Here is a 15,916-nt window from a genome sequence, read left to right on the forward strand (position 1 = left end):
ATTTAATTGAAGATATTGCCTATTGAATAAATGATCGAAAAAGCGGCTCCACTATCCTTGGAGCCGCTTTTTTCCGGTTAACGGTTTGAATTATTCGATACGGTTGAGTGACTTAGGTTTGTTGTCTTAGCCAGTTCACATACCTTAGCCAGTTTACATAGTATGGGATGTGTGAATAGTGTTATCAATGGAATTTCCATGCCTTGCTCACGCATACGTGCCAAGAATTGTATCGCTATTAGCGAATGTCCTCCCAATGCGAAGAAATTGTCATGGCGGCCGACCTGTTCCAGTTTTAACAATTTCTGCCAGATCTGGGCCAGTGCTTTTTCCACATCACCGATGGGGGCTTCATAGCCAGAGGTTACAGCGGCAGGTTGCTCAGATGCTGGCAGTGCTTGATGATCGTATTTACCATCAGGAGCTAATATTAACGTATCTTGTAGGTAGTCGGCCTGCGTGTTTTTGAAATCGGCTAATAGCTGTTGGCGTTCGGCGGCAGACATAATGGGTATGTCCATGATTGGCTGTTGAGGTTGATTTTCCAGCGCCTCAACCAGACTTGCCAAAGCAGTAGTCATATAACCTATCAGACGTGACGGATCAATTCCTGACACAGCTTGGGCAGACAACAGAAAGCTTTTGCCCAAATTATCTACAGCCAAATAAAGGGGATAGTTAGTCCTCTCCTGTCCTGTGACCAGACGTATGCCTTCCCATCCGGTATTGGTCGTATTCGATTGGCCTTGTTTCGATTGGCTGTGGCGATAGTTAAGGAGTGCATTGAAGAGCGGCAAGGGAGGTGTGACTCCGCTACAGCGTTGAGCCAGTGCCAGAGGAGCCTGCTCGTGCTCAAGTAATCGCGCCAGACTGCGGTAGGCCGTTTGCACGGTTGCCTGTACGCTATTTCCGGCAAGCCGGAATCGCACAGGAAGGGTATTAATAAACAATCCCAGAATCCGCTCGATATCGGCACTTTCCTGCATACGTCCCAGTAAAACTGTCCCGAAGACAACATCATTGCGCCCACTTATTTTTGCCAGAACTTGTGCCCATGCGACATGGAACAGTGCTCCGGGGCTGACGCCCTGATGGCTTGCCTGTTTGCGGATACTTCTGGACAATGCTGCATTAAGTGGCTTGATAACCTCAGTTATCTGTCTATCTCCACTGTAGACATCCAGTATTCCGAAAGGGGCGGTCGGTGTGTCCACGTCGGCGAGCATCTCACGGAAAAAGGCTTCGTGGTCTGATATTGGTGCACGCAATGACTGGGCAATAAAGTGACGATAAGGCAGTGCAGGAGGCAATTGCCCGGTACGCTGGTGCAAAAGCTCGTTGATTTCAGTAATGATAAGACCCAGCGACATATGATCATTAAGTATATGGTGACAGCAGAAGGCCAGTAACCATTCACCTTGATGCGGATCATAGGCGATATCGGCGGAGAATAATGGTGCCTGACTTATATCAAGACGGTGCCGGTATGGATCTGTATGCGCCAGTAATTGAGATGGTACGCTCTTATCGCTGTCTGGCACAAAGGTGTTGATGCGCAGGGAAGCCTGATGCCAGACAACTTGTACTGGCTGTGTTAAGCCTTTCCAGCAAATGGCAGTGCGCAGAATATCATGGCGGTTAATGATCTGTTGCAAGGCCGCCAGAAAAGCATCAAGGCGATCGCGGGTGTCGAAAGCAAACAAGGTATGCAACAGATAAACGTCTCCTTGTGTTTGCAGCAGATGGTGGAATAGCATTCCTTCCTGTAATGGTGCGAGTGGGTAGATATCCTGAATATTGGTGACACCATCAGGAAGGGTAGCGGCGATAGTATCAATTTCGTGTTGTGTCAGAGAAACCAGCGGCAGCATATCGGGAGTGATGGCGGTACAGCCATCAGGAATGAGATTGGGCGGTACGGTATACGTAGTTGCATTCTCTTCGGCTACCTGCATTACTTTTGCCATCTCAGCCAGTATTGGTGCGGAGAATACTGTACGAATATCAAGACTCCAGCCTAGGTTACGAAGTCGTTCAATCAGGCTGATTACCATCAGCGAATGACCGCCCAGCTCAAAGAAATTATCATAACGACCCACTTTTTCCAGCTCTAATAATGTTTGCCAGATTTCAGCCAGCGCGATTTCTCTGTCACCGAGCGGCGCTTCATAAACGCGGGTCACGATTGACGCTTGATCCGGCATCGGCAGTGCCTGACGGTCGAGCTTGCCATTTGGTGCGAGTGGGAACGCATCCAGTGTCACAAATGCGCTGGGTAGCATATATTCGGCAAGATGCTGTGCGAGTTGTTGTCGCAGTTCCGCTGGCACGAGCTCTGTATTGGGTTCTGCGATCAGATAAGCAATAAGACGCTTATCGCCCCCTGTTTTTTCATAAGAAGCATCCTCGTGGGCAAGTACGATAGCCTCTCGCACACCGTAGCATTGCATCAATCTGGTTTCAATTTCTCCTAGTTCGATACGGAAGCCGCGTAGCTTGACCTGAAAATCATTGCGACCAAGGTACTCAATATTGCCGTCAGATCGCCAGCGAGCCAAGTCGCCGGTTTTATACATGAGCGCGTTGGGGTGTTCGCTGAATGGATCAACGACAAATTTCTCCGTTGTCAGTTCTGGTTGGTTTGAATAACCACGGGCGACACCCATACCACCGATATAGATTTCGCCGCTTACGCCAATAGGAACCGGCTGACCGAGTGCATCCAAAATATAGATACGTGTATTGGACAGTGGCCGACCAATCGGGATGTTGTTGGTGATAGATGGAAGATGTTTGTCATCTATCATCATCTTGCTATCTATCATCATAGCTGTGGCAGTGACGGTGATCTCAGTGGGGCCATAGGCGTTGAACCAGCGGCAGGGTTGTATTTCTGGGCACGACAGCCAGTCCATTAAATAGCGGGGTTCTACTTTATCACCCCCAACAATAACGGTGCGTAGGCAGGGGCTGAAACCGCTGCGTCCTGCCCTTATTTCTTGCACCCAATGGTGCCAGAAGGCGGTCGGTATATTTATAATAGTCACTTTTTGTTCACGTAAAAAATCAACAAAAGTGATATTTGGTATCTTGATATGAGGTGGACGCAGAACCAGTGTGGCACCCGATGCCAGAGTAGGGAAAATATCCGACACCGAAATATCAAACGCGACGGTGACAAATTGCAGTATCCGATCGCCCAATTGGGGTTCACTGATCTGAAACTGGGCATGGATGAGGCTCACGACATTGTGATGTTCCAGCATGACACCTTTTGGATGTCCGGTTGAGCCAGAAGTATAAATAATATAGGCCAAATGGTGTGGCTGTAGTCCTATTTGTTCGCTGTCCGGATTATGCGCAGGCTGTTTTTTTATGTGGTTTTGATGAGTTTCATCGTCCAACAACCAGATAGGAATGTCTTGTATGGGTAAGCGTGTCTGCAAGTGTTTCTGAGTCAGCAGTATTACGGGTTTGCAGTCGGATAACTGATAAACCAGTCGTTCGGTAGGATATTCTGGATCGAGCGGGATGTAACCGGCACCTGCTTTTAAGATCCCAAACAGGCCGATGATCATGTCTAAACCCCGTTCAACATGAATTGCCACACGATCATCAGGGCGCACACCAAAAGCAATCAAGCTATGTGCCAGTTGATTGGCGCGTTGGTTCAAATTGTGATAACTCAAAGATTGCTCTTCAAAAACGACCGCAGTGACATCCGGCGTACGTTGCGCTTGCGATTCGAACAATTGATGTATCAGCGTATCTTGCGGGATATCTGTTGGAGTGGGGTTGAATTCCACCAACAATTGTTGTCGCTGCGAAGCTGATAATATTGGCAGACGAGCAATGGTTTGTGTCTCATCGGTTGTCATGGCAGTCAGCACATTAGTGAGATAACCCACCATGCGCTCGACTGTCGTCCGATCAAATAGACTTGATGCATATTCCAGATAACCATTGAGTCCATCCATAGTTTCGGTCAGTGACAGTGTCAGGTCAAAGTATGCACTGTGATGTGGCTGCTCCACCAAGGAGACAGCTAAACCAGATAATTCAAGGTGTTGGGGAGCGGTATTGTTGAGAGCCAGCATGACCTGAAAGATCGGGCTGTAACTCAGGCTGCGCTCAGGTTGCAGGATTTCCACCAATTGTTCAAAAGGCAGGTCTTGATGTGCATAGGCCGCCAGTGCCCGTTCACGGACGTGGTCAAGCAGATCTGTTACGGAGTTGCCTGGCTCCAATTCAACACGTAAAGGCAGGGTATTGACGAAAAAGCCGATCAGCCCCTCAAGTTCACTCTGTGAACGGTTGGCGACGGGCGTACCAATGACGATATCATTCTGTCCGCTCAGGCGGGCAAGCACGATCCCCCAAGCTGCCAGCAAGGTCATAAATAACGTCGTATTCTGACGTTGTCCCAGTGCCTTAAGAGCAGACAATAAGTCTGCATTCAGGTGAATGGGCACGAGATCGCCTGAGTAACTTTGCTCTGGTGGACGAGAGTAGTCGGTGGGGAGAGCCAGCAATGTCGGTGCGTTCTGAAGCTGATTTTGCCAAAAATCCTGTTGTGCAGTGAGGATCTCTCCTTGTAGCCATTTTTGTTGCCAGACAGCATAGTCGGCGTATTGGATGGGGAGGAGCGGTAAAGGCGCCATATTTTCCCCCAGTGCAGCACGATAGAGTGCGCTCAGCTCGCGGAGCAATATGCCCATCGACCAACCATCGGTGATGATATGATGCTGAGTGAGGATCAGAATATGCTCTTCATCAGACAGTTGCAGCAATTGGCCTCGAATCATTGGCTCATTGGCAAAATCAAATGGGGTTTGTGTTTCGAGTTTCACCAACTCGTTAATACGGATTATGCGCGAAGTTTCGTCTAATCTGCGCAAATCCTGATAGGTCAGAAAAAAATCAGTATCTGCGCTATCGATATGTTGGTAAGGCTGTTCATCAATCAGAACAAAACGAGTGCGCAAACTTTCATGTCGGCTGACGAGACGGTCAAGCGCAGCCGTAAACGCAGCATGATTGAGATGCCCGCTGAGATGCCGAACTATCGGGATTTGATAGGCCAGATTGGCTTCTGTATTGAGGCGGGTGAGGAACCACATGCGTTGTTGAGAGAAGGAGAGTGGCAGTGGTTGGCTGCGATCGGTAGCCGGAATAACAATTTGGGTTGCCACAGGTGTGTCGGTGAGTTTAGTAGCCAAGTCAGTAAGGACAGGGTGAGCAAAGAGTTGCTGCAAATGCAATTCCCGCGCCAGTGTCTGGCGTATTCGTGTGGCAAGTTGGATTGCAAGCAGGGAATGACCACCGAGTTCAAAGAAATGATCATGACGGCCAACTTGTTCCAATTTCAACAGTTCTTGCCAAATTTCGGCCAGCCCCGTTTCCATGTCTCCGATGGGCGCTTCATAATTGCGGGTTACCAGTGCCGTATGGTCTGGTATTGGCAGTGCCTGACGGTTGAGTTTGCCATTGGATGTCAATGGAAAGGCATCAAGCGTCACAAAGGCACTGGGCAACATATAGTCGGCAAGGTGTTGTGCCAGTTGCTGGCGCAGTTCTGCCGATATCAGTGTTGTATTCGGTTCGGCAAGCAGATAAGCAACTAAACGCTTTTCGCCCCCTGTTTTTTCATAAGAAGCATCCTCACGGGCAATCACAACTGCCTCGCGTACATTGTGACATTGCACAAGTCTGGCTTCGATTTCGCCGAGTTCAATACGGAAGCCGCGTAGCTTGACCTGAAAATCATTACGACCAAGGTATTCAATATTACCGTCAGGCAACCAGCGAGCCAGATCGCCACTTTTGTATAATCGGGCATCAGGATCTGTAGAAAAAGGATCAGAAAGAAAGTGTTCTGCGGTTAGCTCTGGAAGGTTCAGATAACCGCGGGCGACACCGATTCCGCCAATGTAAAGCTCACCTGTAACACCTATTGGAACAGGTTTTCCGTGGTTATCGAGAAGGTAAATCTGGGTATTGGCGATGGGTTTCCCTATGGGGACTTGCCCGATATACCGATCCGGTACACATCGCCAGGCAGTGACATGAATCGCTGCTTCAGTAGGGCCATATAAGTTATGCAATTGACAGTGGGCAAAATGGGACAGACATTTCTGTTGCAAGGTATATGGAAACGCTTCGCCACTGCATAAGATGTGACGCAGGGAAGAGCAGCGTCCGGCGGGAATAGCATCAAGAAATAGTTGTAGCATGGCAGGTACAAAGTGGATGATAGTAATCCTGCGCTTTTCTATCTCGGACAATAAATAGTGTGGATCTTTATGACCATCGGGGCGAGCCAAAATTAATTGTGCGCCAAACATCAGGGGCGGGAATAGCTCCCAAACGGAAACATCAAAACTGAACGGTGTTTTCTGCAAGACACGATCCTGCGGGGTTAATTGATAAGTCTCCTGTGCCCAGAGTAAACAATTCACGACACTGCGGTGCTCATTCATTACCCCTTTGGGCAAACCCGTCGAACCAGAGGTATAAATCACATAAGCCAAATGGCGTAAGGTCAGGCCAAGAGCCTGGGGGGCTGGGTTGTTGGTTGGCATGTCCGCAGTAAGGGAGGCAAGATTGTCGAGATCTACAATAGGTATGGTGCTGATCGGCTGCTTGAGTAACGTTGTTTGGGTAAGCAAGGCAACAGGAGCGGCATCCTCAAGTATATAGGCCAGTCGTTCGGCAGGATAGCTTGGATCGAGTGGAACATAGGCACCGCCGGCCTTAAGGATAGCGAGTAATCCCACCATCATGACAGGACTACGTTCAGAACAAATCGCTACCCGATCATCCGGGCGGACACCTAAGGCAATCAGATAATACGCTAAACGATTGGCTTGACGGTTCAGCTTATCGTAGCTCAGCAATTGCTCTTCAAAGACGACTGCCATTGCATCGGGATTATGCTGTGCTTGCTTTTCAAATAATTGGTGAATAAACACGTCTTGCGGGAAATCAACCGCTGTATTTTGAGAAGATTGAATCGTGTTGAAATCCACCTGCAACTGTTGACGTTCCCTAACAGACAAAATAGAAATATCCAGAATTGGCTGGTGGGGTGAGGTTCCCAGCGCTTCGACCAACCCTGTCAGGGCCGTGGTCATATAGTCAATCAGACGAGTCGGTTCGATGTCTGATACGGTTTGAGCAACCAAACTAAATCCATCTCCCCAATCATCTACAAACAAACCGATGGGATAATTACTTCTCTCTTCTTGCATCAACAGGCGTATGCCTTCCCATTTAGCAAAGGTGGTATCCGATTGACTATGACGATAGTTGAGTAGCGTGTTGAAGAGCGGCAAAGGTGGTATCACGCTACTACAATGCTGCGCCTGTGTCAGTGTTGCCTGTTCGTGCTCCAGTAACCTCATCAAACTGAGGTAGGTCTCTTGAACGGTTGTCTGCGCGCTATTACCCGTAAGCTTGATCCGAATGGGTAAGGTATTAATAAGCAGCCCCATAATTTGCTCGATACCAGCGCTACCCTGCATACGTCCCAGTAATACCGTACCGAAGACCACATCATCACGCCCACTTACTTTTGCCAGCACCAGAGCCAAAGCAACATGAAACAATATACTGGAGCTGACACCCTGACGTCGGGCTTGTGTGCGGATAGCTTTGGCAAGTAGCGCATCAAGAGGCTGTTTGGACTCCGATATCGGCCTATCCCCACTGTGAATATCCAGTATCCTGAAAGGAGCCATCGGTGCATCTACATCAGAGAACTCTGTACGGAAATAGGCTTCGTGAGCTGAAGTCGGCACATACAGGGATTGGGCGACAAAGTTACGGTAAGGTAATACTGGGGGTAACTTTTCAGAAGGTTGGTTGTCAGGATGCCCACTTTCAGTATGGCTACGCAATGTATGGCTACGCAATAATGCATCGATTTCATCAATGATACGTTCCAGTGTCATATGATCACAGATTAAATGATGGAGACACAAAGCCAGCAACCACTGACCCTGATGCGGATCATAGGCAATGTCGGCAGAGAATAGCGGTGCCTGACTCACATCAAGGCGGTACTGATGGGGATCAGTATGTGATAGTAATTGAGAAGGGATATCTTGTTCGCTATTCGGTAAAAACGTATTAATGTTCAAAGAAGCCTGCCGCCAGACGACTTGTACCGGCTGTGCCAGCTCCTGCCAGTAAATTGAAGTGTGCAGAATATCGTGACGGTTAATGATCAGTTGTAAGGCAGCCAGAAAGGTATCGAGCTGCTCGCGGGTGTCGAAGGCAAGCAAGTTGCGTAACAGATAAGTATCCCCCTGTTTCTGTAACAGATAATGGAACAAAATTCCTTCCTGTAATGGCGAAAGCGGATAGATATCTTGGATATTGGCCGCACCACCAGGAATGGCGGCGGCAATGGCATCAATCTCGTGCTGGGATAGGGAAACTAAAGTCAACATGTCGGGTGTTATAGCAGTACAGCCGTCAGGGATGAGATTGGGCGGCACTGTGAACGTTGCCGCATGTTCTTGCTCCGCATTTCCTTGAGCTGTATTCTTCTGAGCCGACAGTATCGCCTTTGCCATCTCGTGCAGTACTGGCTTGGTGAATACAATTCGGATATCAAGAATCCACCCCAAATCGCGCAGTTTTTCGATCAGGCTAACGGCTATCAACGAATGTCCGCCAAGCTCAAAAAAGTGGTCGTAGCGGCTGACACATTTCACTCCAAGTAACATTTGCCAAATTTGGCTCAGGGTGATTTCTGCTTCTCCTATAGGGGCTTGGTAACTACGTGTGACGATTGCAGTATGATCTGGTTTAGGGAGTGCCTGACGATCGAGTTTGCCATTGGGTGTCAGCGGGAAGTCGTGGAGTATCACAAAGGCACTGGGTATCATGTATTCTGCAAGATGTTGCGCAAGCTGTTGCCGCAATGTCATTGGCTCCAGCTCAACATTTGCCTCAGGCAGCAGGTAGGCAACCAGATGCTTTTGAGCCGATCCGCTGTCATGGGACAGGTTTTCACCGGAAAGATTTTCGCAAGGCAGTACCACGGCTTCACGCACGCCGTGGCATTGCCGCAGTCTTGCCTCGATCTCTCCCGGTTCAATGCGGAAACCGCGCAGTTTAACTTGAAAATCATTGCGGCCGAGATATTCAATATTGCCATCGGGTAGCCAACGCCCCAGATCACCGGTTTTGTACATACGTGCGCTGTGCGCAGAAGAGAACGGATCGGTGAGGAAACATTTAGCGGTGAGTTCGGGGCGGTTCAGGTAGCCGCGGGCAACGCCGACACCAGCGATATAAATCTCTCCCGCTATCCCTAGTGGAACGGGCTGACCGTAAATGTCGAGGATATAGATTTGGGTATTGGGGATGGGATGACCAATCGGCGGTGCATGGTTTTCCCGATTATCATTGTCTCCCTGACTTTCACCCCGACAGCTTTTGCATAGGTAAATCGTGGCACAAACAGTAGCCTCTGTCGGGCCATACGCATTGATCATCTGTCGCCCTTGCTCCCAGCGTTTGACCAATGTAGGCGAGCACGCTTCTCCTCCCACGAGTAAGGTTTGCAGTGTTGCCGGAATGGTATCCATTGTTGCCAGAACGGTGGGGGACAAGAGCGCGTGAGTGATGGCGTGAGTCTCTAAATAGTGGGACAGCGTTGTTCCCGGCAGAAGATTGTCCCGTTTGGCAAGGTAGAGGCCAGCTCCCGCCAATAGTGCCATACAACATTCCCAAATACAGGCATCGAAACTGTTTGAGGCAAATTGCAAGATTCGGCTGTCTGGAGTGATGGCCAGAGTGTCTTGCTGAGTCGTAATCAAATTACACAAACTGCGATGTTCGATCATTACGCCTTTGGGTTGCCCTGTAGAGCCAGAGGTATAAATGACATAAGCCAGATGACGGGAGGTCAGCCCCAGTGATTGAGCCTCTGGGTTTTCTTCCGATCTTTCACCTAAAACAGAACATCCTGGAGTATCAAGTAGTATGGTGGGTAGGGTATTGTTCCACGTTTCTACCATCGTAGTCTGAGTAATCAAGGCTACGGGAGCTGAATCATTGAGCATATACGTCAGCCGTTCGGTCGGGTAAGTCGGGTCGAGAGGCACAAAAGCGCCACCGGCCTTGAGGATACCCAATAAACCGATCATCATTTCCAGACTGCGTTCAATACAAATCGCCACCCGATCATCAGGGCGCACGCCGAGAGCAATCAGATAGTGTGCCAGACGGTTGGCTCGTTTGTTCAGTTCATCGTAGCTCAGCGATTGTTCTTCAAAGACCACGGCAATGGCATCCGGTGTGCGTTGCACTTGTGCTTCGAACAATTGATGAACCAGAATATCCTGCGGGAATTCGGTTTGGGTGGCGTTGAAATCCACCAACACCTGCTGGCGCTCAGTGTCGGACAGAATCGACAGATTGGCTATTTTTGTATTCGTAAGAGATGGCATCTCCAGAGAAGTAAGAGCAGCATCAAGCAAGACAGCAAGACGGGACTGGAGCGCCATAACCTCTATGGTACTCAAGTAATCCGGAGAAAAATAGAAATCAATGGAAAGCGGGGAATAGTCTTCAAGACGAGCAGTATCTGTGTATTGCTTGACTCTGACAGAAAGAGGGTAAGGAGCACCAGAATGTAGGTCGAAAAGTTTCACTCTGGTGTTTTCTCCTTCCATTTGCAGATTAGCTTTAAACGGTTCGAGAGATAAAGTCACGTCAAATAATCGAGCATTCCCGCCTTTCTGCTGGATATGTGTTTGTCGATTGAGGTCTACAATGGGAAAGCGTTGGTGCTTGTAGCAAAGACGCATTTCGGTCGCGGCTTTGTGCATGACATCACGGAAAGTATCTTCCGGTGAAATGGTTACGCCAATGGGGATCACGGATGCGAACATTCCCATCGTGTGCTTTTGTCGCGTATTTTTGCGATTGTGTACGGGAATACCAATAACAATTTCATTCACATTCGCCGTCCGTGCGAAATAGCAAGCCAGAACGGCATACATGAAATGCAGGAGGGGTAATCCCTGTGCGCCAATGTTTTTTTCAATACGTTTAAAAAGCACCTGATCGACTGACCAAGTAACAGGTTGAAAAGTAACTGCTTTGGCTTGTTGGTGGTTTTTAGTGTTATTGGAGTTAACCGGCTGGATCAAGCGGGGAGGCAGATTCTCGTAACGCTTCATCCAAAATTGCATATCGTGTGAGTAGTGTTCAGAAGCAAGATAATTGAGGTTATCCGTAATAAAATCCAGATAAGAGTGAGCTGAGCTATTCATTGTTTCTCCTTTCATCAGGCGGTTATAGGCATCAATAACCTTGTCAATGAGTATGAACAGACCAGCACCATCAATGATCAAATGATGACAGCAAAATTGCCAGTACCGACAGTTGTTGCTTACCCGCAATAATTTGGAACGCCACAGCACCTCATTCAAGTGAAATGGGCGCATAAACTCGGCATCCATGTATTGTTTTACTCTGATTTCAGCATCGGGATACGATGAAAAATCGTGTATATCCACGGCTACAGGGAGAGAATGAACAATCTTTTGGGCGGGTAAAGCATGGGGGTTGATAAATTGCAAACGTAGAGTGTCATGGCAATAAACAACGGCTTCAAAGGCTCGGGCAAATAATGCTTCATTCAACTCTCCTTCGACGCAGATAAAAAAGCAGAGATTGTAGTTGGAAGAGTTGGGATGGATAGCCTGATCAAACCAGATGGCTTGCTGAGGTGAGCTAAGAGGGTGTGCACGAGAAAAGAGAGAACCGTTATCATCAATTGATAAGGAAGTATTTGGGAAGTGATTATGGCTGTATGTCATATTCATTTTTCCTTCGTAATAGTTTGATTTTAATTTGGTTCATTTATTTGAAAGTAAGGAAATTATTGCTCCGGTTAATTTCATTTTTGCTAAAAAATGAACTGGATATGGATGGTTAAGTTGGATTTTTATACTGTTTTATGCGATCAATTATGAATATTAGTAGTTAAATTAACTGAACTATTTTGTCATGTCGATATTTTTTGTTTATCCAATGTTTTTTAACAGTCAGAAGGAGCCTTCCTATTATTGAAGGTAGATTTCCACCCAATATAAGGCGGGAGGAGAAGGTGGGAGGAGATGTAGCCAGAAAAATACTGTTTGTTTACAGCACTATTTCACTAACGATCACCGCCAGGCGATCGAATATTTCGCCAAATAATCGCTCAGTAAATGGCACCATTATCGGGAACAGCAGGGAAAGTGTGAAAATTCCCACTGTCAGAGTCAGGGGAAAGCCGACCACAAATACGGAAAGTTGGGGTGTCATGCGGTTCAGTATTCCCAGTGAAAAATTCAAGACCAGAAGCAGGGTAATCATTGGCATTGCCAGCATCATGCCATTGATAAAGATCAGGCTGGCACTTTGGGCTAATAATAAAAAACCTTTTGGATTCAATTGAGTTGGTTTAATGGGAATAGAATGAAAAGTATCTGCCAGAATTGACAATAGCCATAAATGCCCGTCAAAGGCCAAAAACAGCAATAACATCATCATATTTAGAATACGGGATAAAATAGGCATATTCGGGCCACCTGTAGGATCAAAAAAGGTGGCGAATGAAAGTCCCATTTGTAAGCCTAGTACTTCACCAGCATAGCGTACTACGGCAAAGGCGATCTGCATGGTCAATCCCAAAGCCATGCCAATCAATATTTGTTGTATTAAAACCCAAATTCCAACAACAGAAAAAATCGGAATTTGAGGAGAAGGGAAAGTTGGAACAAGTATGGCTGTGATTGCTAGTGCTAAGCCAATTTTGACTTTTATTGGTACCTGTTTTTCACTGAAAATGGGCGCTGTGCTAAATAACGCCATCAGACGCACTAATGGCCAGAAAAAATCACTGACGAGGCGGGAAAGTGTTTCAGTGTCAAGCGGGATCATAATTAACCGATAATATGCGGAATGCTAGTAAATAAGGCGCGCATGTAATCCAGCAGTAAGTTTAGCATCCATGGCCCGGCGGCGATGATAGTAGTGACGACGGCTAAAATTTTCGGAATAAACGATAAGGTCATTTCGTTTACCTGAGTTGCTGCCTGCAATAAGCTGATGATCAAGCCACAAACCAAGGCAGACAAAAGGAGTGGTGCAGCCAGAGCCAGCGCCACTTTCATTGCTTCAACACCAAGGGCCATTATCGATTCTGGAGTCATAATTTTCTCAAGCCATTGTTTAGATATAAAAGCTTTGCGCCAGCGAGCCAAGCAATAATTGCCAGCCATCTACCAAGACAAACAGCATGAGTTTGAACGGTAGTGATATGGTGGCTGGTGGAACCATCATCATCCCTAATGCCATTAAAACACTGGCAATAACCAGATCGATGATCAAGAACGGAATGAAGAGCGTAAAACCAATCTGGAACGCAGTTTTCAATTCACTGGTAATAAACGCGGGGACGAGTACGCGCATTGGAACAGAATCCGCAGTTTCAAATGCCTCTTGATCTGCAAGACGGGCAAATAGTGCCAGATCATTTTCCCTTGTCTGACGCAGCATGAATTGGCGCAGAGGCTTGGCGCCGTTATCCAACGCGACTTCCAGAGTGATATCATCCTTGCTATAGGGCAGGTAGGCGTTTTTATAAACATCATCGAATGCCGGTGCCATGATGAAAAAAGTCATAAACAGTGCTAAACCCAGCATAACTTGATTAGGCGGAGCCGAAGGTGTCCCCAATGCATTGCGCAGCAAGCCGAGTACAATGATGATGCGGGTAAAGCTGGTCATCATTAGCAGAGCGGCAGGGATGAACCCCAATGCCGTGATGAAAATCAGGGTCTGAACAGGCAATGACCAACTTTGTCCGCCATTGGCTAAGGGTTGGCTTATGATGCCAGGCAACTCAGCAGCCGCGTTCATGGGGAACAGCGGCAGCAAGAGCGCTATAAACAGAGTTGTCAAACGTATTTGATAAAACCACGAGACAAATTTCTTGCCTGTCATTCGGTTGCCTGCCATAAAAAAAACTCTATTTTTCATCATCGTCATTGTTATTCTTGCTTTTCCGCTGGAGCGTATTTTTTAGCATCTGACCAAATGGCAGCGACTTAATCGCGGTTCCCTTTTCCACATTGTCAGGCGGTGCAGGCATTTGATGCAGCATGTTGATCTGTTGAGATGTAACTCCCAAGACCAGCCAATTATCTTCAATTTCTACGACAACGACCCGCTCTTTTGGTCCGAGGGAGCAACTTGCCTTAACGTTCAGCAAACGATGATTTTTGCTTTTGGCAGGTGCAAAACCCAAACGGCGAACTAGCCATGTCATGAAGAAAATTAGTAATAAAATACCACCCAGTGCACTGCTGATTTGCATCAGTGTTTGACTGGCGGGAAGGGGTTCACTATTACCGGCTATCGTGTTAACAGGCGCAGCATCAGATGCCGCACCATGTTGAAAAGAAGTACGAACGGAAGGCTGGTTCGCCATCATGGTTAACGACTCAAGCGACGCATGCGCTCAGAAGGAGTGATGATATCTGTGATACGGATACCGTATTTATCGGATACGACTACCACTTCTCCCTGTGCGATCAAATAACCATTAATCAGAATATCTAATGGTTCACCTGCCAGTCCATCAAGGGGAACCACTGAGCCTTGTGACAGTCTCAACAGTTGTTTGATGGTCATTTTGGTGCGTCCCAGCTCTACAGATAGCTTAACGGGAATATCCATGATCAAATCAATATCGGAGAGTTGGGCTAACGCATCCTGCGCTTCCAGATTCTCAAATATTGACGCGCCGCCGTCAGAGGTTTGCTGTGCGGCCTGTTGTTCCAGCGCTTCTGCCCACATATCTTCAGTCAATTTGGTATCTGTGGGTTGTTTAGCATCACTCATTGGGCTTTTCCTCATCCAGAGCAGTTAAAACAGGGTTAATCAGGTGTTCAACACGCAGGGCATATTGCCCGTTCAGTGTTCCATATTGACTGGTGAGCACAGGCACACCATCAACGTGAACGATTAGGCGTTCAGGTTTTTCAATCGGCAGGACATCGCCGCTTTTCAGTTCAAGGATTTTTGATAGCCGCAGGGGGATATCAACAAAATTCGCCACCAGTTCTAACTCTGAATGTTGGACTTGTTTCACCAAAGTTTCACGCCACTGGCTATCTTCCTGACGCGCATTTTCCACAGGAGGATTGGTCAGACGTTCGCGCAGGGGTTCGATCATGGCGAATGGAATACAAATATTGAATTCCCCAGTCAATGCACCGATCTCCACCTGAAACGGTGTGGTAACCACGATGTCGTTCGGTGAAGTGGTGATATTGGTGAACTTTATTTGTGTCTCGGAACGTACGTATTCCACGTCAAGTTTAAAGATGGAATCCCATGAATCACGATAGGCATCCAGCGCCAGTTTCAGCATCCGGTTGATAATCCGCTGTTCGGTATAAGTAAATTCACGGCCTTCCACTTTGGTTGGAAAACGGCCATCTCCTCCGAACAGGTTATCAACAGCGATATAAACCAGGCTTGGCTCGAAAGCGAATAGTGCGGTTCCCCTCAATGGTTTCAGATGAACCAGATTGAGATTGGTTGGCACAGCCAAATTGCGGGCAAATTCGTGGTAAGGCTGGACTTTTATTGCACCAACCGTAATATCCGGACTACGGCGCAGCATGTTAAACAGCCCCATCCTGAATTGGCGGGCAAAACGTTCATTGATGATTTCCAGTGACTGCAAACGTTCGCGTACAACACGGCGTTGTGTATTGGGATCGTAAGGGCGAACCTCATTTTCCCCAGACGCAGTTTGTTCTACATCATCAGCAGAGGCACTGTCACCATTGAGCAGAGCATCAATCTCTGCTTGGGAAAGAATATTGTCACTCATAGT

7 protein-coding genes are annotated in these 15,916 nt (G+C 47.6%); all 7 read right to left on the reverse strand.

Annotated elements, in window-relative coordinates; all coding sequences use genetic code 11:
- Positions 1-77 precede the first annotated feature (77 nt).
- A complete protein-coding gene (locus BM135_RS06730; RefSeq protein ID WP_092519020.1) occupies positions 78-11,840 on the reverse strand; it encodes a non-ribosomal peptide synthetase in 11,763 nt (3,920 codons plus the stop codon).
- A gap of 325 nt (positions 11,841-12,165) precedes the next feature.
- On the reverse strand, positions 12,166-12,948 hold the full coding sequence (fliR, locus tag BM135_RS06735) for a flagellar biosynthetic protein FliR (protein WP_092519021.1): 783 nt from the start codon (positions 12,946-12,948) through the stop codon (positions 12,166-12,168).
- A 2-nt stretch (positions 12,949-12,950) separates the two neighbouring features.
- The gene (gene fliQ, locus BM135_RS06740) at positions 12,951-13,220 is read right to left on the reverse strand and encodes a flagellar biosynthesis protein FliQ (RefSeq protein ID WP_092519022.1); all 270 of its coding nucleotides are present in this window, start codon (positions 13,218-13,220) and stop codon (positions 12,951-12,953) included.
- A 19-nt stretch (positions 13,221-13,239) separates the two neighbouring features.
- Complete coding sequence (gene fliP, locus BM135_RS06745; protein ID WP_245737312.1) at positions 13,240-13,929, reverse strand: flagellar type III secretion system pore protein FliP; 690 nt, start codon at positions 13,927-13,929, stop codon at positions 13,240-13,242.
- A 109-nt stretch (positions 13,930-14,038) separates the two neighbouring features.
- Positions 14,039-14,503 carry a flagellar biosynthetic protein FliO gene (fliO, locus tag BM135_RS06750; RefSeq protein WP_092519023.1) on the reverse strand — a complete coding sequence of 155 codons (465 nt, stop codon included), beginning with the start codon at positions 14,501-14,503 and terminating at the stop codon, positions 14,039-14,041.
- 2 nt (positions 14,504-14,505) lie between these two features.
- On the reverse strand, positions 14,506-14,913 hold the full coding sequence (gene fliN / locus BM135_RS06755) for a flagellar motor switch protein FliN (RefSeq protein WP_092519024.1): 408 nt from the start codon (positions 14,911-14,913) through the stop codon (positions 14,506-14,508).
- Entirely contained in the window at positions 14,906-15,913 is a 1,008-nt protein-coding gene (fliM, locus tag BM135_RS06760; protein ID WP_092519025.1) for a flagellar motor switch protein FliM, read from the reverse strand. The genes fliN and fliM overlap by 8 nt, the downstream gene beginning before the upstream one ends.
- Between the last annotated feature and the right edge of the window lie 3 nt (positions 15,914-15,916).

This window comes from Xenorhabdus japonica (assembly GCF_900115195.1).
In the GTDB taxonomy this organism is placed as follows: Bacteria; Pseudomonadota; Gammaproteobacteria; order Enterobacterales; family Enterobacteriaceae; genus Xenorhabdus; species Xenorhabdus japonica.